The organism is Pseudomonas sp. VA159-2 (assembly GCF_024126635.1).
Lineage (GTDB): Bacteria > Pseudomonadota > Gammaproteobacteria > Pseudomonadales > Pseudomonadaceae > Aquipseudomonas > Aquipseudomonas muyukensis.
Genome location: NZ_JAMYBV010000024.1, coordinates 51,831 through 70,804, shown reverse-complemented (window position 1 = coordinate 70,804; position 18,974 = coordinate 51,831). Strand labels below are relative to the sequence as shown.

19 protein-coding genes, 1 tRNA gene and 1 pseudogene are annotated in these 18,974 nt (G+C 64.4%); 5 read left to right on the top strand and 16 right to left on the bottom strand.

The genetic code is table 11. The features are described from left to right. Positions 1 to 246: 246 nt before the first annotated feature. Together recJ and NJG22_RS19950 are read right to left on the bottom strand one after the other, a co-directional pair. Complete coding sequence (gene recJ / locus NJG22_RS19955) at positions 247 to 1,956, bottom strand: single-stranded-DNA-specific exonuclease RecJ (RefSeq protein WP_253096989.1); 1,710 nt, start codon at positions 1,954 to 1,956, stop codon at positions 247 to 249. 30 nt (positions 1,957 to 1,986) lie between these two features. Further along, positions 1,987 to 2,529, bottom strand: a complete 543-nt coding sequence (locus NJG22_RS19950) for a YaeQ family protein (RefSeq protein ID WP_217849631.1) — start codon at positions 2,527 to 2,529, stop codon at positions 1,987 to 1,989. Between the two features lie 129 nt (positions 2,530 to 2,658). Here NJG22_RS19950 and NJG22_RS19945 point away from each other — a divergent pair, with 129 nt between their 5' ends. Then, a complete protein-coding gene (locus NJG22_RS19945; RefSeq protein WP_253096988.1) occupies positions 2,659 to 3,858 on the top strand; it encodes a CaiB/BaiF CoA-transferase family protein in 1,200 nt (399 codons plus the stop codon). Between the two features lie 19 nt (positions 3,859 to 3,877). Then, positions 3,878 to 4,738, top strand: a complete 861-nt coding sequence (locus NJG22_RS19940) for a TIGR02285 family protein (protein ID WP_253096986.1) — start codon at positions 3,878 to 3,880, stop codon at positions 4,736 to 4,738. 173 nt (positions 4,739 to 4,911) lie between these two features. On the opposite strand, the gene NJG22_RS19935 is transcribed toward NJG22_RS19940, so the two are convergent. The 8 genes and pseudogenes from NJG22_RS19935 to xerD all read right to left on the bottom strand — a co-directional run bounded on the left by NJG22_RS19935 (position 4,912) and on the right by xerD (position 10,496). After that, complete coding sequence (locus NJG22_RS19935) at positions 4,912 to 5,193, bottom strand: DUF3509 domain-containing protein (RefSeq protein ID WP_253096984.1); 282 nt, start codon at positions 5,191 to 5,193, stop codon at positions 4,912 to 4,914. A 91-nt stretch (positions 5,194 to 5,284) separates the two neighbouring features. Continuing rightward, positions 5,285 to 5,695, bottom strand: a complete 411-nt coding sequence (locus NJG22_RS19930) for a histidine kinase (protein WP_253096982.1) — start codon at positions 5,693 to 5,695, stop codon at positions 5,285 to 5,287. A 138-nt stretch (positions 5,696 to 5,833) separates the two neighbouring features. Beyond that, a complete protein-coding gene (locus NJG22_RS19925) occupies positions 5,834 to 6,157 on the bottom strand; it encodes a hypothetical protein (protein WP_217849640.1) in 324 nt (107 codons plus the stop codon). Further along, positions 6,155 to 6,259 (bottom strand) — tRNA-OTHER (locus tag NJG22_RS19920). Before NJG22_RS19920 ends, NJG22_RS19925 begins: the two co-directional genes overlap by 3 nt. Positions 6,260 to 6,310: 51 nt before the next feature. Beyond that, positions 6,311 to 7,243, bottom strand: a pseudogene (thrC, locus tag NJG22_RS24670) (threonine synthase); the annotation flags it as partial. A gap of 53 nt (positions 7,244 to 7,296) precedes the next feature. Continuing rightward, on the bottom strand, positions 7,297 to 8,601 hold the full coding sequence (locus NJG22_RS19910; protein WP_217849642.1) for a homoserine dehydrogenase: 1,305 nt from the start codon (positions 8,599 to 8,601) through the stop codon (positions 7,297 to 7,299). 82 nt (positions 8,602 to 8,683) lie between these two features. Then, a complete protein-coding gene (locus NJG22_RS19905; RefSeq protein ID WP_134694042.1) occupies positions 8,684 to 9,445 on the bottom strand; it encodes a thioredoxin fold domain-containing protein in 762 nt (253 codons plus the stop codon). Positions 9,446 to 9,599: 154 nt separating this feature from the next. Next, complete coding sequence (xerD, locus tag NJG22_RS19900) at positions 9,600 to 10,496, bottom strand: site-specific tyrosine recombinase XerD (protein ID WP_253096978.1); 897 nt, start codon at positions 10,494 to 10,496, stop codon at positions 9,600 to 9,602. A gap of 68 nt (positions 10,497 to 10,564) precedes the next feature. On the opposite strand from xerD, the gene NJG22_RS19895 reads away from it, so the two are divergent. After that, positions 10,565 to 12,370 carry a sodium:proton antiporter gene (locus NJG22_RS19895; protein WP_253096976.1) on the top strand — a complete coding sequence of 602 codons (1,806 nt, stop codon included), beginning with the start codon at positions 10,565 to 10,567 and terminating at the stop codon, positions 12,368 to 12,370. Between the two features lie 90 nt (positions 12,371 to 12,460). Here the strand turns inward: NJG22_RS19895 and NJG22_RS19890 are convergent, their stop codons facing one another. The 6 genes from NJG22_RS19890 to ffh all read right to left on the bottom strand — a co-directional run bounded on the left by NJG22_RS19890 (position 12,461) and on the right by ffh (position 16,519). Beyond that, positions 12,461 to 12,868, bottom strand: coding sequence for an acyl-CoA thioesterase (locus NJG22_RS19890; protein ID WP_134694046.1), 408 nt, complete (start codon positions 12,866 to 12,868; stop codon positions 12,461 to 12,463). 100 nt (positions 12,869 to 12,968) lie between these two features. Next, on the bottom strand, positions 12,969 to 13,319 hold the full coding sequence (gene rplS / locus NJG22_RS19885) for a 50S ribosomal protein L19 (RefSeq protein ID WP_011535315.1): 351 nt from the start codon (positions 13,317 to 13,319) through the stop codon (positions 12,969 to 12,971). A gap of 41 nt (positions 13,320 to 13,360) precedes the next feature. After that, positions 13,361 to 14,113, bottom strand: coding sequence for a tRNA (guanosine(37)-N1)-methyltransferase TrmD (gene trmD, locus NJG22_RS19880; protein ID WP_008094486.1), 753 nt, complete (start codon positions 14,111 to 14,113; stop codon positions 13,361 to 13,363). Between the two features lie 3 nt (positions 14,114 to 14,116). Further along, the gene (gene rimM, locus NJG22_RS19875; protein WP_134694047.1) at positions 14,117 to 14,653 is read right to left on the bottom strand and encodes a ribosome maturation factor RimM; all 537 of its coding nucleotides are present in this window, start codon (positions 14,651 to 14,653) and stop codon (positions 14,117 to 14,119) included. A 5-nt stretch (positions 14,654 to 14,658) separates the two neighbouring features. Beyond that, positions 14,659 to 14,910 (bottom strand): 30S ribosomal protein S16, encoded by a 252-nt coding sequence (rpsP, locus tag NJG22_RS19870; RefSeq protein ID WP_011535318.1) that lies wholly within the window; start codon positions 14,908 to 14,910, stop codon positions 14,659 to 14,661. A 232-nt stretch (positions 14,911 to 15,142) separates the two neighbouring features. Then, positions 15,143 to 16,519 (bottom strand): signal recognition particle protein, encoded by a 1,377-nt coding sequence (gene ffh, locus NJG22_RS19865; protein ID WP_050704199.1) that lies wholly within the window; start codon positions 16,517 to 16,519, stop codon positions 15,143 to 15,145. Positions 16,520 to 16,740: 221 nt separating this feature from the next. Between ffh and ccsA the strand changes: the two genes are divergently transcribed. Continuing rightward, on the top strand, positions 16,741 to 17,550 hold the full coding sequence (gene ccsA / locus NJG22_RS19860; protein WP_253096974.1) for a cytochrome c biogenesis protein CcsA: 810 nt from the start codon (positions 16,741 to 16,743) through the stop codon (positions 17,548 to 17,550). 9 nt (positions 17,551 to 17,559) lie between these two features. Further along, a complete protein-coding gene (locus tag NJG22_RS19855; protein WP_253096967.1) occupies positions 17,560 to 18,747 on the top strand; it encodes a transporter associated domain-containing protein in 1,188 nt (395 codons plus the stop codon). The last annotated feature ends 227 nt before the right edge of the window (positions 18,748 to 18,974 follow it).

Sequence of the window (18,974 nt, the reverse complement as noted above, 5' to 3'; positions counted from 1 at the left end):
GGCATGGCGAAAATCCTGGCAAAGGGGGCTGCCAGGAAGTGTCAACCATGTCTCCGTACAGGTGTCCACCATGTGTCCGGTCTCTACAGATCCTTCAAAAAGTTACCCGCCGTAAGGGCGGAAAGGTGACTATGCGTCGACATCATAAATGAATGCGCATACAGCCTTCAAAACACAAACAAACCAACAAACCAACAAACCAACAAACCAACAAACCAACAAACCAACAAACAAAGGGTACGCGATCTACCGCGCCTCCATATGCGCAATCATCAACTGCACACTCTCATTCCCACGAAACTCATTCACATCCAGCTTGTAAGCCAACTCCACCCAACGCACGGTAGGGTTCGGCCACACCTCGCGGTCGATCCCGAAGGCAATCCCATCCAGCCGCACCGAGCCACACTCGCTCTTGAGCACCACCTTCAAGTGCCGCTCCCCCACGACCCGCTGCTCGACCAGCTGGAACACCCCATGGAACAACGGCTCGGGAAAGTGCTGCCCCCAAGGCCCGGCATTGCGCAGGGCCCGCGCCAGGTCCAGGTGGAACTCCTCCACCGCCAACGTGCCATCCGACAACAACCGTCCAGTCAGGTCCTCTTCGCGCAACTGGCGCCGTACCTCCTCGTCGAAGGCCTCGGCAAACGCCGGGAAATGCTCGGCCGGCAGCGACAAACCCGCCGCCATGGCATGCCCGCCAAACTTGCTGATCAACGCCGGGTGCCGCGCCGCCACCGCATCCAGCGCATCACGAATATGCAGCCCCGCCACCGACCGCGCCGACCCCTTGAGCATGCCCTCCCCTGCATCGGCGAAAGCAATGGTCGGGCGGTGGTAACGCTCCTTCAGGCGTGAGGCCAGAATGCCGATCACCCCCTGGTGCCAATCCGCATCGAACAGGCACAGGCCGTAAGGCATGGACTCCACCGGCAAGTCCTTGAGCTGGGCCAGCGCCTCGCGCTGCATGCCCTGCTCGATGGACTTGCGATCCTGGTTCAGGCCATCGAGCTGCTGGGCCATGTCCAGCGCCAGCGCCGCGTCATCGCACAGCAAGCACTCGATGCCCAGGCTCATGTCGTCCAGCCGCCCTGCGGCATTGAGCCGAGGGCCGAGGATGAAGCCCAGGTCGGTGGAAGTGATACGCCGGTGATCACGCCGGGCCACTTCGAGAATGGCCTTGAGCCCCGGCCGCGCACGGCCGGCGCGGATACGCTCCAGGCCCTGATGCACAAGGATCCGGTTGTTGGCATCCAGCGGCACCACGTCGGCGACACTGCCCAGGGCCACCAGGTCGAGCAACTCGCCGATGTTCGGCTGCGCCTGCGTTTCGTAGCGGCCCAGGCTGCGCAAGCGAGCGCGCAATGCCATCAGCACATAGAAAATCACCCCGACTCCAGCCAGCGACTTGCTCGGGAAGCCGCAGCCCGGCTGGTTCGGATTGACGATGGCGTCCGCGTCCGGCAACTGCTCGCCCGGCAAGTGGTGGTCGGTGACCAGCACCTTGAGCCCCGCAGCCTTGGCCGCCGCCACGCCCTCGACACTGGAAATACCGTTGTCCACGGTGATCAACAGCTGCGGCTGGCGCTGCAAGGCAACCTCGACGATCTCCGGGGTCAAGCCATAGCCGTACTCGAAACGGTTGGGCACCAGGTAGTCGACATGGGCCGCGCCCAGCAGGCGCAGGCCAAGCACGCCCACGGTGCTGGCCGTGGCACCGTCGGCGTCGAAGTCGCCAACGATGAGGATGCGCTGGCGCAGGTCCAAGGCCTCGACCAGCAGGTCCACCGCCGCCGCGATGCCCTTGAGCTGCTGGTACGGCAGCAGCCGCGCCAGGCTCTTGTCCAGTTCGGCCTCCGACTGCACGCCACGGGCGGCATACAAGCGGGTCAGCAACGGTGGCAGGTTGCCCAGCAACGGCAGGGGCGATGGCAGGGGGCGGGGTTCGATATGCATGGGGCCTTCGTCGATCAGGTGTGAATCAGGTCAGCCGCGCTCGCCGAGCAGCCACTGCAATTGCACTTCGTGCTGGCCACGGTCGTCGGTGACGAACACCGTGCCTTCGCTGATCATCACGTCCCACTTGATAGCACGCGGCATATCAGTGGCCAGGGTCTCCAGCACCTCTTGCGGCACGGCGGCGACGTTGAGGTTCTTCAGGCCCTTGACCGCGCCGAGCACCTTGGTTTCCCAGACCCGCAGGCTGCCATAGGCCAGCAGGCTGGTGCGTTCGGTGCGGCGCGAACACCAGGTCAGGCGATCGGCGTCGGGCTGGCCGACTTCGATCCAGTGCAGGATGCGATCGTCCAGGCTCTTTTCCCATACCGCCGCTTCATCGACATCCGACAAGCCCCGGCCGAACGCCAGGTTTTCGTTGTACCACAGGGCATAGGCCAGCAGACGCACGGCCATGCGCTCTTCGGTTTCCGACGGGTGACGGGCGATGGTCTGCTTGACGTTCTCGTACACGTTGCGGTCGAGGTCGGTCAGATTCAGTTCGAACTTGTAGGTGGTGGACGGCTGGGCCATGGGCGCTGGGCTTCTTGCGGGGGAAAGTCGCACAGTCTAACCGATAGCGCCGGTTCGGACGACGCCGGTATACCTGCCGTTGCCGAGCTGTGATACAACCTGCGCACGCCCAGCCGCCACGGATGCCCCATGCCCACGCCCAGCAAGCCACTCGCCGGCCTGAAAGTCATTGAACTCGGCACCCTGATCGCCGGCCCGTTCGCCTCGCGCATCTGCGCCGAATTCGGCGCCGAGGTGATCAAGGTCGAGTCCCCTGACGGCGGCGACCCGCTGCGCAAATGGCGCAAGTTGTATGAGGGCACCTCGCTGTGGTGGTTCGTCCAGGCGCGCAACAAGCAGTCGCTGACCCTCAACCTCAAGCACCCAGAAGGCCGCGAAGTGCTCAAGCGCCTGCTCGCCGAGGCCGACATCCTGATCGAGAACTTCCGCCCCGGCGTGCTGGAGAAACTCGGCCTGGGCTGGGACGTGCTGCATGCGCTCAACCCGCGCCTGATCATGGTGCGCCTGTCGGGCTTCGGCCAGACCGGGCCGATGAAAGACCAGCCGGGCTTTGGCGCGGTTGGCGAGTCCATGGGCGGGCTGCGCTACATCACCGGCTTCGAGGACCGCCCACCGGTGCGCACAGGCATTTCCATCGGCGACTCGATCGCCGCGCTGTGGGGCGTGATCGGCGCGCTGATGGCCCTGCGTCATCGCGAGGTCAACGGCGGCCAGGGCCAGGTGGTGGACGTGGCGTTGTACGAGGCGATCTTCGCCATGATGGAAAGCATGGTCCCGGAGTTCGACGTGTTCGGCTTCATTCGCGAGCGCACCGGCAACATCATGCCCGGCATCACGCCTTCGTCCATCCACACCACGCGCGATGGTCGCCACGTGCAGATCGGCGCCAACGGCGACGCGATCTTCAAGCGCTTCATGCAGGCTATCGGCCGTGACGACCTGGCCAACGATGCCGCGCTGGCTAGCAACGACGGCCGCGATGCCCGCCGCGACGAGCTCTACGGCGTGATCGACCGCTGGGCCAACAGCCTGCCGCTGAGCGAAGTCATGCAGGCGCTCAACGACGCCCAGGTGCCCGCCAGCCGTATCTACAGCGCCGAAGACATGCTGGGCGACCCGCAATTCCTCGCCCGCGAGATGTTCCTCCAGGCCCGCCTGCCAGATGGCAAGCCGTTCAAGATGCCCGGTATCGTGCCCAAGCTGTCCGACACCCCGGGCTCTGCCGAATGGATCGGCCCGACCCTGGGTGAGCATACCGACGCGCTGCTCACCGGCCTAGGTTACGACGCCGCCGCCATCGCCCGCTTGCGCGCCGACGGCGTGTTCTGAGCGCGCGGCGGCCTGGCCCATGCGTATCGCGCAACTGCCTGCCCTGCTCTGCCTGCTGCTTGCCAGCGTGCACATGGCCGAGGCCAAGGAACGCCTGCTGTGGCTGGTGCGCGACCTGCCGCCGTTCACCATCTTCGAAGGCCCCTCGCAAGGGCGCGGGGTGATCGACCAATTGCTGGCGCAACTGATCGCACAGATGCCCGAGTACGACCACCGCATTGTCCGGGTCAACCGCGCACGCGGCATCCAGATGCTCCAGGAGCCCAGCTTCACCTGTGATCCAACCTTGCTGTGGACCCCTGAGCGAGCGCGCTACGTACACTTCTCCAAGCCCTCGCTGGGCGTGCTCAGCAGCGGCCTGGTGATCCGCAAGCAGGACCAGCCGCTGCTCGCCCCCTTCCTCGATGGCGAACACGTGGACTTGCAGCGCTTACTGGCCAAGACTCACCTGAAACTCGGCATCGTCGCCGAACGCAGCTACAGCGTGCAGGTTGACCAAGTGCTGCGCCAATTGCCCGACAGCGCCTTCAGCCGCCACTACGGCAACGATGCCACCGCCAGCCTGCTGCAGATGCAGCAGTTGGGGCGCCTGCAACTGGTGCTGGGCTACTGGCCGGAGGTGCGCTACCTGATCCAGCAGCAGGGCGGCACACTGGACGACTACAGCTTCCATCCGATCCGTGGGGTCGATCGCTACCAGTTCCTGCATGTGGGCTGCTCGGACACCGCCCTGGGCCGAGAGGCCATTGCCCACATCGATCAATTGTTGCCCGACCTGCGTGAGCACAACCTCCCCGAGCTATACGCCGGCTGGTTGGACCCGGCGTTGCAGCAGGACTACCTCGAGCAGGCCCGGCATTTCTTCGAACCCAGGCATTGAGGCTCTGGCCGCACCGCGTTGCCCGCTTCGCCAGCAAGGCAGGCAAAAAGAAACCCCGGCCACTGGGGAGGACGACCGGGGTCAAGCGAAAGCCCTTGGGACTTCCAATGGCAGCCTGGGCGATACCGGAGCAAAGCATCGTCAGGCGGCCCTTGAAGCGTCTGATCTGGCCGTCAGGCAAAGGTTCCCTGGGGCTGCTGGCGATGCTGCAACGCGGCGATCACGCATGGCTGTATACGCCCTTCGACAATCTGCAGATCACGGTGCAGGCCATCCACCAGGTCGACCAGCAATTGCTGCTCCAGCAACTGCCGTGCACAGACCGTACGCCGCAGGATCAACGCACCGTGTGGGTCATACAGGGTCAATTGCCGGTTGCCGCCGGCATCGAGCGCGCCAAGCGCGGCCTGGTAGGGAGTCAGGGCATCGTTGAGCAGTCTGCAGATTCGTTCCATCCGGATCACTCGCTGGCTAGGGACATGTGAGAACTGACCGTCGGGCGTGATGGAAAGTTCGCATCCGCCCCGATCCTGCGAGCATGCGCGGTCAACATGACAGTTTCGCCAGCGGCCTTTGCGCACCCAGCGCCAGGCCACCGAGCGCCCGGCCCAAGGCCACGGCCAGCCTGGGCCAAGGCACATCCACCAGCACCCGCAGGCCATGGCGTCGCGCCTCATGGGCAAGGCTGGCACCGGCTTGCGCCTGGCCGACGAACAGTAGCGCGCGCGTCGAAGCGACGGCCGCCAGGCGCGCGAACAACGGCAAGGCGTCCTGCCGCGCCATCCCATGGTCGAGCACCAGCAGGTCGGCACGCTGCCCGCGCGCCAGGTCGCTGATGATCTCGCCCACGTCGTCGCTCAAGCGGACGTTGTAGAGCCCCTGGGCGTTGAAAGCCTGGTGCAGGCGGATCTGGTGGAAGGGGCGTGTCTGATGGATAAGCACATGAAGGTTGTGCATGGGCCGGCTCCTGGGCAATACGCCGTGAAAATCAGGCGATCACTGTAGGGAGAGGCCAGCGGGTAGTTCTATAGGAAATGTCCGAAAACGATAAGGGCCACTCACGTGGCCCTCAACGGATAAATACGACCGCGCGCCTTACAGCGGCTTGCCGCGATTGCCATGCTGGCTGACGAAGGCCTGCACGGTCTTCAGGTCGTTGGCCAGCACCGTGCAACGCTCTTCACGGCTGAACAGGTCGCTCAGGTGGGCCGGCAGTTCCAGGGCCTTGCCGACGCCGGCCTGTTCCACCGCCTCGGGGAACTTGACCGGGTGCGCGGTGCCCAGCACCACCATCGGCGTGTCCAGGCTGCGGCGGCACTCGCGGGCGGCCTTGACGCCGATCGCGGTATGCGGGTCGAGTACCTCACCGGTGCTGGCGAACACTTCGGCGATGGTCTCGCAGGTCTGCGCGTCGGTCACGGCCAGCGAATCGAACAGCTTGCGCGCCTCGGTCCAGCGATCCTGCTCGACACTGAAGCCGCCGCCCTGCTTGAAGGTGTCCATCAACTGGGCTACCGCCGCGCCATTGCGACCGTGCAGGTCGAACAGCAGGCGCTCGAAGTTGGACGAAACCATGATGTCCATCGACGGCGACAGGGTCGGGTGCAGGGCATCCTTGACGTACTGGTTGCCGCTCATGAAGCGGTGCAGGATGTCGTTGCGGTTGGTCGCGACCACCAGCTGGCTGATCGGCAGGCCCATGTTGCGCGCCAGGTAGCCGGCGAAGATATCGCCGAAGTTGCCGGTCGGCACCGAGAACGCCACCGAGCGGGCCGGGCCACCCAGCTGCAGGGCCGCGTGGAAGTAGTAGACGATCTGGGCCATGATCCGCGCCCAGTTGATCGAGTTGACCGCCACCAGGCGGGTGCCCTTGAGGAACGACTGGTCGGCGAAGCTGGCCTTGACCATCTCCTGGCAGTCGTCGAAGTTGCCTTCGATGGCGATGTTGTGGATGTTGTCGCCGAGGATGGTGGTCATCTGCCGGCGCTGCACTTCCGACACGCGCTGGTGCGGGTGCAGGATGAAGATGTCGACGTTGTCGCAACGGCGGCAACCTTCGATGGCAGCCGAGCCGGTGTCGCCACTGGTGGCGCCGACGATCACCACGCGCTCGCCGCGCTTGACCAGCACATGGTCGAGCAGGCGGCCGAGCAGTTGCAGGGCGAAGTCCTTGAACGCCAGGGTCGGGCCATGGAACAGCTCCATCACCCACTCGTTGCCGTTGAGCTGGCGCAGCGGTGCCACCGCGGCGTGGGCGAAGTTGCCATAGGTTTCTTCGAGGATCTTCTTGAAGTCGGCATCGGCGATGCTGCCCTCGACGAACGGGCGCATCACCCGGAAGGCCAGCTCGTGGTACGGCAGGCCGGCCCAGGAGGCGATTTCTTCTTGGGTGAAGCGTGGCAGGTTCTCGGGGACGTACAGGCCGCCATCACTGGCCAGGCCAGCCAGCAGGACGTCTTCGAAGTTCAGGGCCGGAGCCTGGCCGCGGGTACTGATATAGCGCATGGGACAAACCTTCGATGCTGGGCGCGGGCCGCCCGGGCGGCCCGCCGCTGAGATTAATTGAGCTGTTCGACGCGAATCCGCACGACCTTGCCGACCACGTCCTGCAGGGCTTCGAGGGCCACGATGGCATCGTCGATGCGCTGCTCGACCACCCGGTGGGTCAGCAGGATCATCGGCACCAGGCCGTCCTGCTCCTCGGCTTCCTTCTGCATGATCGACTCGATGTTGATGCCGCGCGCCGAGAGGATGCTGGCGACCTGGGCGAGCACGCCCGGGTGGTCCTTGGCCTGGATGCGCAGGTAGTAGGCGCTTTCGCAGGCCTCGATCGGCAGGATCGGATGGGCCGACAGCGCGTCTGGCTGGAACGCCAGGTGCGGCACGCGGTTCTCCGGGTCCGAGGTCATGGCGCGCACCACGTCGACCAGGTCGGCGACCACCGACGAGGCGGTCGGCTCCATGCCGGCACCGGCACCGTAGTACAGGGTCGAGCCTGCGGCATCGCCGTTGACCATCACCGCGTTCATCACGCCGTTGACGTTGGCGATCAGGCGGTCATTGGGGATCAGTGTCGGGTGCACGCGCAGCTCGATGCCCTCGGCGGTGCGGCGGGCCACGCCCAGGTGCTTGATGCGGTAGCCCAGGGCCTCGGCGTAGTTGACGTCGGCGGTGGTCAGCTGGGTGATGCCCTCGGTGTAGGCCTTGTCGAACTGCAGCGGGATGCCGAAGGCGATGGACGCCAGGATGGTCAGCTTGTGCGCCGCGTCGATGCCTTCGACGTCGAAGGTCGGGTCGGCCTCGGCATAACCCAGCGCCTGGGCTTCGGCCAGCACGTCGGGGAAGGCGCGGCCCTTGTCACGCATTTCGGTGAGGATGAAATTGCCGGTGCCGTTGATGATCCCGGCCAGCCAGTTGATGCGGTTGGCCGACAGGCCTTCACGGATCGCCTTGATCACCGGGATGCCGCCGGCCACGGCTGCCTCGAAGGCGACGATGACACCTTTCTCGCGGGCCTTGGCGAAGATCTCGTTGCCATGCACGGCGATCAGCGCCTTGTTGGCGGTGACCACGTGCTTGCCGTTGTCGATGGCCTTGAGCACCAGGTCGCGGGCGACGGTATAGCCGCCGATCAGCTCGATGACGATATCGATCTCGGGGTTGCTCGCCACGTCGAACACATCAGCGGTAATGGGGGTACCGGTAATCTGGCAGTTCGGGTTCGGCGAGCGCATGGCAATCTGTGCCACTTCAATACCGCGCCCGGCACGGCGGGCAATCTCCTCGGCGTTGCGCTGAAGTACATTGAAGGTTCCGCCACCGACGGTCCCCAACCCACAGATGCCTACTTTGACCGGATTCACAGTGAACTCCCCATTGAACGGCCGGCACCTGCGCCGACCGTGAAACATGCCGTCACCCCATGACGACGGCGTACTGAATTGATTACTTGGCGGCTTGCTGCTGGCCCGCCAGGGCCAGCTTGGCCACTTGTGGCGCCGGCTGGTAGCCCGGGATCACCTGGCCGCTCTCGAGCACGATCGCCGGCGTGCCGTTGACCCCGATCGACTGGCCCAGGGCGAACTGCTTGCCGACCGGGTTGGCGCACTTGGCGGCCTTGATTTCCTTGCCATCGACCATCTTGTCCAGCGCCGCGCGGCGGTCGCTGGAACACCAGACCGCCTGCAACTGCTCGTCACCCGGCGAGCCCAGCCCCTGGCGCGGGAAGGCGACATAGCGCACCTCGATACCGCGACGGTTGAGCTCGGGCACTTCGGCGTGCAGCTTGTGGCAGTACGGGCAGGTGGTGTCGGTGAACACGGTGATGTGCGACTTGGTCTCGCCCTTGGCCGGATAGACCACCATCTCCCCTTTCGGGATGCCGTTGATCAGCTTGGCGACGCCTTCACGCTCGGTCTTCTCGGTGAGGTTGACTGGCTTGCCGTCCTGGATCTGGAACAGGTAGCCCTGCATCACGAACTGGCCATCGGCGCTGGCGTACAGCACGCGCCCGCCCTGCAACTTGACCTCGTAGAGGCCATTGAGCGGGCTGCTGGCAACGCTCTCGACCGGCACTTCCAGCTCGAGGTTCTGCAACGACTTGCGGATCGCCTGCTCGGCGCCGGCGTTGGCGTCGCTGGCGGCAGCGACAGCAAAGGTACTGGCCAGCGCCAGGGCGGCGGCGGCGAAAATCTGGGTCACGCGCATGGGGTACTCCTGAAGGCGGACGGGGCCGTTGTGGCATCGCTCGCGCATCGCGCGCGGCGAAAAACAGGCCCTTGCAACAAACCGTCCAAGCCTACCACAACAGACCGGCGCAGTAGGGGTCCTCAGGCACCGGTCGGCGGAACATGAAAATCATTCATCCACGTGGATGGTGCTGGGCGTGCAGCTGTTGCAGGCGAGCCTTGGCGACGTGGGTGTAAATCTGCGTGGTGGACAGGTCGCTATGGCCCAGCAGCATCTGCACCACGCGCAGGTCGGCGCCATGGTTGAGCAGATGGGTGGCGAAGGCATGGCGCAGGGTGTGCGGCGACAGCGCCTTGCCGATCCCGGCGACCTGGGCGTGGTGCTTGATCCGGTGCCAGAAGGTCTGGCGGGTCATCTGCTCGCCCCGCTGGCTGGGGAACAGCACATCACTGGGGCGGCCATTGAGCAGTTCGGCACGACCACCGCGCAGGTAGCGCTCGATCCATACCACGGCCTCCTCGCCCATCGGCACCAGGCGCTCCTTGCTGCCCTTGCCCATCACCCGCAGCACGCCCTGGCGCAGGTTGACCTGGTCGAGGGTCAGGCTGACCAGCTCGGTCACCCGCAGGCCACAGGCATACAAGACCTCGAGCATGGCCCGGTCGCGCTGGCCGATGGCCTCGCCCAGATCGGGGGCTTGCAGGAGGGCCTCGACGTCGGCTTCCGACAACGACTTGGGCAAGGGCCGACCAAGTTGCGGCATGTCGACCTGCAGGGTCGGGTCGACGGCGATCATCCGCTCGCGCAGCAGGTAGCGGTAGAAGCCGCGCACACCGGAGAGGAACCGCGCCGTGGAGCGCGGCTTGTAGCCTTGCTCGAAGCGCCAGGCCAGGTGGTCGAGGATCAGCTCGCGGCCGGCATCGGGCAACAGCACGTGCTTTTCCTGCAGCCAGCCGTTGAACAGCGCCAGGTCGCTGCGGTAGGAGGCGCGGGTGTTGTCGGACAGGCCTTTTTCCAGCCAGAGGGCGTCGAGGAACTGGTCGATCAGAGGGTGGTCCAGTGCTGGCATGAAGACTCGATGGCAAACGGCGAAAAGGCGCTTAGTCTTTCATAACCAGGCATGCAGAGGGAGCCCGCATGAACGAACAGCAGATTCTTTTGAGCGTCGGTGGCATCGGCGCGGCCGCGCTGCTCTGCCAATGGCTGGCCTGGCGCCTGAAATTGCCGGCGATCCTGTTCCTGCTGCTCTGCGGCATCCTGGCAGGCCCCATCCTGGGGTGGTTACAACCCCAGGCCTTGTTCGGTCCGCTGCTGATGCCGCTGGTCTCCCTGGCCGTGGCACTGATCCTGTTCGAAGGTAGCCTCACCCTGCATCTCTCGCAGTGGCGCGAGATCGGCAGCGTGGTACACCGCCTGGTCAGCGTCGGCGCGCTGAGCACCTGGCTGGTGATCGCCGTCGCTACCCACTGGCTGCTGGGCTTCGATTGGCCCTTGGCAATCCTGTTCGGCACCCTGACCTTGGTCACCGGGCCCACGGTGATCGTTCCCATGCTGCGAGTGGTGCGCCCGAAGGCGGCGATTGCCAACATCCTGCGCTGGGAAGGCATTGTCATCGACCCGATCGGCGCGCTGCTGGCGGTGGTGGTCTACAGCTTCATCATCGCCAGCGCCGCCGGCAATGGCCTGAGCCAGAGCCTGGCAACCTTCGCCGGGGTGATCTTCTGCGGCAGCGCGCTCGGCGCCGCCGGTGGCTGGCTGCTGGGGCAGGTGATGCGCGAGCAGTGGCTGCCAGAATACCTGCACAACCTCGCCTCGCTGGCGGTGGTACTGGGCATCTTCATCGCCGCCAACCAGATCGTTCATGAGTCGGGGCTGCTGGCGGTCACCGTCATGGGCATGTGGCTGGCCAACATGCCCGGCGTGGATGTGCGGCAGATCCTGCACTTCAAGGAAAACCTCAGCGTGCTGCTGATCAGCGGGCTATTCATCCTGCTGGCGGCGCGGCTCGACCTGCATGCGCTGCTGGCCCTGGGCCCTGCGGTACTGGCACTGCTGCTGGTGATCCAGTTGCTGGCGCGACCGCTGAACGTCTGGCTGTCGACCCTGGGTTCTCCCTTGAACTGGCGCGAGCGCGCACTTTTGGCCTGGATTGCGCCACGGGGCATCGTCGCCGCGGCGGTGTCGGCGATCTTTGCCATCCGCCTGGACGAAGCCGGCCACCAAGGCGCCCTGCTGCTGGTGCCACTGACCTTCGCCGTGATCATCGGCACCGTGGTGCTGCAAAGCGCCACGGCAAGGCCACTGGCGCGCTTGCTCAAGGTCGCCGAGCCGGCGCCCAGCGGGTTTCTCGTCGTGGGGGCCAACCCACCCGCGCGCGCTATCGCCAAGGCGCTGCAACAACTCGGCTGCCGGGTGCTGCTGACCGATTCGAGCTGGGAGAACATCCGTGCCGCGCGCATGGAGAACCTGCCCACCTACTTCGGCAACCCGGCCTCCCAGCATGCCGATGCCCACCTTGACCTGGTCGGGCTCGGCCACCTGCTGGGGCTATCGCCGGCCGGGGAAATCAATGCGCTGGCCTGCGCCCGCTTTCGCCATGATTTCGGCCACGGCCGGCTGTTCGTGCTGGCCAGTGGTCTTGAGAAGCAACGCAGCGACAAGCACCGGGCCAGTGAGGAACACCGCGGGCAATTGCTCGGGTCGAGCCCCATGACCTACGGGCAACTGGCCAAGCTGCTGAACCAGGGGGCCGAGCTGTACAGCACCACACTGACCGAGGCATTTACCTGGGCGGACTACCAACAACTGCATGGCGACCGCGCGACCTTGCTGTTCGCCCGCGACAACCAAGGCTGGGTGCATGTGGCCTGCCCGGAAAACCCGCTCAAGCCTCAACCGGGTTGGACGCTGGTGGCGCTGGTGGAGCCGGAGCCCAACCTGTAGCCAGCTTGCTGGTGAACCAGGCACCGCGGTGGATGGCACCGGCTGCACCGGTGTTCGCCGGCAAGCCGGCTCCTGCAAACGGTCGAAACGTCAGGCGGCCGGCAGCACCGGTACCGGGCGCTTGTCTTCGTCGATGGCGACGAAACTGAACACACCATGAATGGCACGTTCGCGGCCATCCAGATACATGTTCTCGACGAACACGTCCACCTGCACCTGCAAGCTGGTATTACCCACCTTGACCACACTGCCCACCAGCTCGACGATCGAACCGGCCGGGATCGGGTGCTTGAAGTCGATACGGTCGGTGGACACGGTCACCAGAGGCAGGCGGCAAAACCGGGTGGCGGCGATGAACGACACTTCATCCATCCACGCCAGCGCCGTGCCGCCGAACAGGGTGTTGTGGTGGTTGGTGGTGTTGGGGAACACCGCCTTGGTCACGCGGGTCACCGACAGCTCGGTGCGGCGCTGGATTTCCTGGTCTCTGTCTGTCATCACCGGGTTACTTCGCAAGGGCAGAATTCAAAATGCAAAAAAGCAGCCCGAAGGCTGCTTTTTTCTCGCAAGGGGCCTCAGGCCACCAGGCAAACTGTACTCAGGACAGTTTTTCCTTGATGCGAGCGGCTTTGCCGGACAGGTCGCGCAGGTAGTACAGCTTGGCTTTACGCACGTCACCACGACGTTTCACGGCCAGGCTGTCGATCTGCGGGCTGTAGGTCTGGAAGGTACGCTCTACGCCAACGCCGCTGGAGATCTTGCGCACGGTGAAGGCGCTGTTCAGACCGCGGTTACGCTTGGCGATAACGACGCCTTCGAACGCCTGCAGACGCGAGCGGTCGCCTTCCTTCACTTTAACCTGGACGACAACGGTGTCGCCTGGTGCGAAGGTCGGGATCTCTTTGCTCATCTGCTCGGCTTCGAGCTGCTGGATGATCTTGTTGGTCATGCTGTGCTCCTAAGATGGATACTCGATCCACCATCGATACGTTAACTATCGTCCCGCTCGCGGAGGTATTCCTCGAGCAGCTTCTTCTCTTCTCCAGAAAGCGAGCGACTTTCCAGAAGATCGGCACGTCGTTCGAAGGTCCTACCAAGGGACTGCTTCATCCGCCAACGCCGGATATGTGCATGGTTGCCACTTAGCAACACGTCGGGAACACGCTGATCCGCATACACCTCAGGTCGGGTGTAGTGCGGGCAATCAAGCAGACCGTCGGTGAAAGAGTCTTCCTCCGCCGAGTCCACATGCCCTAAAGCTCCGGGCAGCAGCCGCGTAACCGCATCGATCAGTACCATGGCCGGTAGCTCGCCACCGGAAAGCACATAGTCGCCAATCGACCACTCCTCATCGACATGAGCCTCGATAAAACGCTCGTCGATGCCTTCATAACGACCGGCGATCAGGATCAACGATTCCTGTTCGGCCAGGCCTTTGACCGCCTGCTGGGTCAGCTTGCGGCCTTGTGGCGAAAGGTAGATCACCTTTGCCGATGCTCCGGTCGCCTGCCTGGCGCTAACCAGGGCGTCTTCCAGAGGCTTGATCTTCATCACCATGCCCGGACCACCGCCAAACGGCCGATCATCCACGGTGTGGTGGCGATCTGTGGTGTAGTCCCGCGGATTCCAGCAGGTCACTTGCAGCAACCCCTGTTTCACCGCGCGGCTGGTAATGCCGTACTCCGTGATGGCCGAGAACATCTCGGGGAACAACGTGATGACGTCTACGCGAAGGTTACCCATCGTTTAGAAGTCCGCGTCCCACTCAACCCGCATCACGCCTGCTTCCAGGTCGATACCGAGCACGCATTGCGCCGTATAGGGCAACAGACGCTCGCGATCATCCAGGCTGCCTGCGCAGGGCTTGACCACCATTACATCGTTCGCGCCGGTCTCCAACAGGTGATCGATCGTGCCGAACAGTTGTTCGTCCTGATTGATGACCTTCAGGCCCACCAACTGGTACCAGTAGTACTCGTCGGCTGCCAGGTTGGGCAAAAGGCTCCGCGGGATGCAGATTTCGAAGCCGCTCAGAAGACGGGCTTCATCACGATCATCGAGGCCTTTGAGCTTCACGACCAGGCCCTTTTGGGAGCCACGACCGCTGACCAGCTCGACCTGCTTTACCTTGCCTTCGTGCCGAAGCGTCCAGCGCGGATAATCCAACAGGTTTTCAATCGGATCGGTAAAGGAGTACACCTTCACCTCGCCGCGAACGCCGTGAACCGAAAAAATCTTGCCAACGACGATCAGGTCGTCAGCCTTTTCTGGCGTCGCGTTCATACTGCTCAGGCTGCGGCCTTGGCAGCTTCCTTCAGCAGCTGAGCAACGCGCTCAGACGGCTGTGCGCCCTGGCTCAGCCAGTAGGTGACGCGCTCTTGGTTGACCGACAGCTTGACTTCGGCGCCCGATGCGATCGGGTTGAAGAAGCCAACGCGCTCAACGAAACGGCCGTCACGGGCGTTACGCGAGTTGGTCACGGTCAGGTGGTAGAATGGGCGCTTTTTCGAGCCGCCACGGGCCAGACGAATGGTTACCATGTGAACATCGTTCCTATAGTCGGTGCTGCAAAACTGAATGCCCAATGGGCACACGGGTGCCCAAAAGGCCGCATATTCTCGGGGAATACACGGACATTTGCAAATGCCTTTTTCGGCAAGCCCTGGGCCCACCGTTCAATTCTGCCGGTTTAAGCCGCCGGATGGCGACCATGTACCCGCCAAAGCGGGGTCTGGCCTGCCTCCTCTTGACAAGGAAGCCGGCCGGATTGGTTTACAGCTTCGGCATGCCGCCGCCTGGCAGCATCCCACCCAGGCCGCGCATCATCTTGGCCATGCCGCCTTTGGCGGAGAATTTCTTCATCATCTTCTGCATCTGCTTGTGCTGCTTGATCAGCCGCCCGATGTCCTGCACCTGGGTGCCGGAACCCAAGGCGATGCGGCGCTTGCGTGAACCGCTGATCAGGTCGGGGTCGCGGCGCTCGGCAGGGGTCATGGAGTTGATGATCGCCTCCATCTGCTTGAACTGCTTCTCGGCCGCGCCCTGGGCATTGCCCATCTGCGACAGGTTGACGCCGCCGATGCTGGGCAGCTTGTCCATCAGGCCGCCGAGGCCGCCCATGTTCTTCATCTGCTGCAGCTGGTCGCGGAAGTCTTCAAGGTCGAAGCCCTTGCCCTTCTTCAGCTTCTTGGCCAGCTTGTCGGCCTTGGCCTTGTCGATGTTCTGCTCGGCCTGCTCGATCAGGCTGAGCACATCGCCCATGCCGAGAATGCGCGAGGCGATGCGGTCGGGGTGGAACGGCTCGAGGGCCTCGGTCTTCTCGCCCATACCGATGAACTTGATCGGCTTGCCGGTAATGGCACGCACCGACAGCGCGGCACCGCCACGGGCGTCACCGTCGACCTTGGTCAGCACCACGCCGGTCAACGGCAGCGCATCGCCGAAGGCCTTGGCGGTGTTGGCGGCGTCCTGGCCGGTCATGGCGTCGACCACGAACAGGGTTTCGATCGGCTTGACCGCAGCGTGCAGGGCCTTGATCTCGTCCATCATGTCGGCATCGACATGCAGGCGACCGGCGGTGTCGACGATCACCACGTCGATGAACTTGAGCTTGGCTTCGCGGATCGCCGCCTCGGCGATGGCCACCGGTTTCTGGCTGATGTCGGACGGGAAGAAGGTCACGCCGATGTCGTTGGCCAGGGTCTCGAGCTGCTTGATCGCCGCCGGGCGATAAACGTCGGCGGACACCACCATCACGCTCTTCTTCTTGCGCTCCTTGAGGTGGCGCGCCAGCTTGCCGGCGGTGGTGGTCTTACCCGCACCTTGCAGACCGGCCATCAGCACCACGGCAGGCGGCGCGGCGTTGAGCGTCAGCTCTTCGTTGGCCGCGCCCATCAGGCTTTCCAGCTCGGCCTGGACGATCTTGACGAAGGCCTGGCCCGGGGTCAGGCTGCGCGACACCTCGGTGCCAACCGCGCGTTCCTTGATGCTGTTGACGAAATCCTTGACCACCGGCAGGGCGACGTCGGCCTCGAGCAGGGCCATGCGCACTTCGCGCAGCGTGTCCTTGATGTTGTCTTCGGTCAGCTTGGCCTTGCCGGTGACATGGCGCAGCGTCTGTGACAGGCGGTCGGTCAGGTTTTCGAACATGGTGATCCTTACAGGCCCAGTGAAGCCGAGGTTGTTCAGGTGCCCGGGGGAACATGCACACGCACCGGGCACAGCAAGGCGGCGATTATAGCGGAGACTGCCGGCGACGCACACCTCGCGCTGGACCACCGGCCGCTTGCCACGCGATTGATACGCAGTCTTCCTTGCCCACCGCGTTCTATGCCAAACTCCGTCCCTTTAGGGCTCGCCTGCCAGGACTTATGTTCTCTTCACCCAGCCTCATCCCCAATCTGCTCGCCGCCTTCCTTTATCTGGCCGCGACCGTCTACCAGGCCACCGGCCTGGCCCGTGGCAGCCGTGCCGACAAACGGCTGCTCGGCGTGCTCGGCGCCCTGGCGGTGATCGCCCAGGGCGGTGCCCTGTTCTTCCAGCTGATCACCCCGCTGGGCCTGAGCCTGGACTTCTTTAGCGCCGCCAGCCTGATCGCCGCGGCGGTCATCGGCCTGACCCTGATCGCCTGCCTGAGCATTCCGGTGGAAAACCTGCTGGTGCTGTTGTTCCCGCTCGGCGCGGTCACCGCGCTGCTGGCACAGTTCGCCCCGCCCGGCACGGTGCCGTTGATCAACGAAGAGCCCGGCATCCTCGCGCATATCCTGCTGTCGATCCTGGCCTATGGGCTGTTCACCATCGCCGTGTTCCAGGCGCTGCTGCTGTTGCTGCAGGACCGTCAGCTGAAGAACAAGCACCCGTCCGGGATGATCCGCAACTTCCCACCGCTGCAGACCATGGAGAGCCTGCTGTTCGGCTTCCTGTGGGCCGGCTGGGGCCTGCTGTCGCTGTCGCTGGTCTCCGGCTGGCTGTTCCTCGACAACCTGTTCGCCCAGCACCTGGTGCACAAGACCCTGCTGGCCTGCGTGGCCTGGGTGGTGTTCAGCGTGCTGCTGTGGGGCCGCACCCGCCTCGGCTGGCGTGGCCACAAGGCCATCCGCTGGACCCTGGCCGGCTTCTGCCTGCTGATGCTGGCCTATTTCGGCAGCAAGCTGGTCCGCGAATTCATCCTGCATATCTGACGACCCGCCATGGACAGCCTGCCGTACGCCCCGCTGCTCGGCATCATCGCACTGGCGCTGTTGTGGTCGGCGCTGTTCACCGCGGTGGACGCCGCCCGCCAGCAGCTCAATGGCCATGGCGAGCCTGCCCTGCCCAGCCAGGGCCTGGTACTCGGCGCCAGCCTCGGCAAGCTGCTGGTGCTGGGCCTGGCCTGCCTGATTGGCCAGCGCCTGAACGGTGAACACGGTTTCTGGCTGGCCGGCCTGGGCGCCACGCTGGGCCTGCTGGTGCTCACCGAGTACCTGCCGCGACGCCTGGCCCGGCGCAGCCCGCAGGCTTTCCTCAGCCTCGGCGCCAGCCTGCTCAAGCTGCCACTGGCCCTGCTGCAACCCTTCGGTGGCGTGCTCGACGGCGGCGCCCGGCTGATCCTGCGTCCGTTCCGCGTGCAGGCCACCGCCGTGGCCCTGCACCCGCAGCAGGAGGTGCCCTACGACGAGGACGCGCCCATTGACAACGGCCGCCACGGCCTGCTCGAAGGCTTGCAGGCGCTGGACAAGATCACCGTCAACGACATTCTGGTGCCGCGCAACGAAGTCGACGGCATCAACCTCGACGAGCCCATCGAGCGCATCGTCGAGCAGTTGATCGTCAGCCGCCATACCCGCCTGCCGGTCTACCACAGCGACATCAACCAGGTCGAAGCGGTACTCAACACCAAGCTGATCAGCCACTTGCTGCCACGCGCCGAGCTGACCCCGGACACCCTGCGGGCGGCCTGCTACGAACCCTACTTCGTGCCCGAGAGCACCCCGCTGCACCTGCAGTTGCTGAATTTCCACAAGCAGCAACGGCGCCTGGGCGTGGTGGTGGACGAGTACGGCGAGGTACTGGGCATCGTCACCCTGGAGGACATCCTCGAGGAAATCGTTGGCGAGTTCGAGGACGAACAGAGCCTGGACAACCCCCACGTCCATCCCCAGGTGGATGGCCGCTTCATCATCGAAGGCACCGCCTCGCTACGGGAAATCAACCGGACGCTGGGCTGGCACCTGCCCTGCGATGGCGGCCCGAAGACCCTGAACGGCCTGGTCACCGAAGCCCTGGAAAGCATCCCCGCCAGCGCGGTTTGCCTGAAAATTGGCAGATATCGGCTAGAAATCCTCGAAACCGAGGATAATTGTGCAAGCAAGGTACTAGTCTGGACAGTGGCTCGATAGCTATACTCGAGCCACGCTTACCCAGCCCTGCCGTCCCGCCTGCTACCCGCACCCGGCGCTCCACGGCCAGCGCGCATCACTGACACGCCCCGCGGCCCTGCTTCAACACCCCGAACAGCGCCCGCTCCCACCTATCCCCTGGGCTATCGTCAGTCACGCGACTCATAACAATTCGCTCCGGCTCCCGTGTGCCTGCACATGGGCCATGCCCCATGGAGCAACGACTG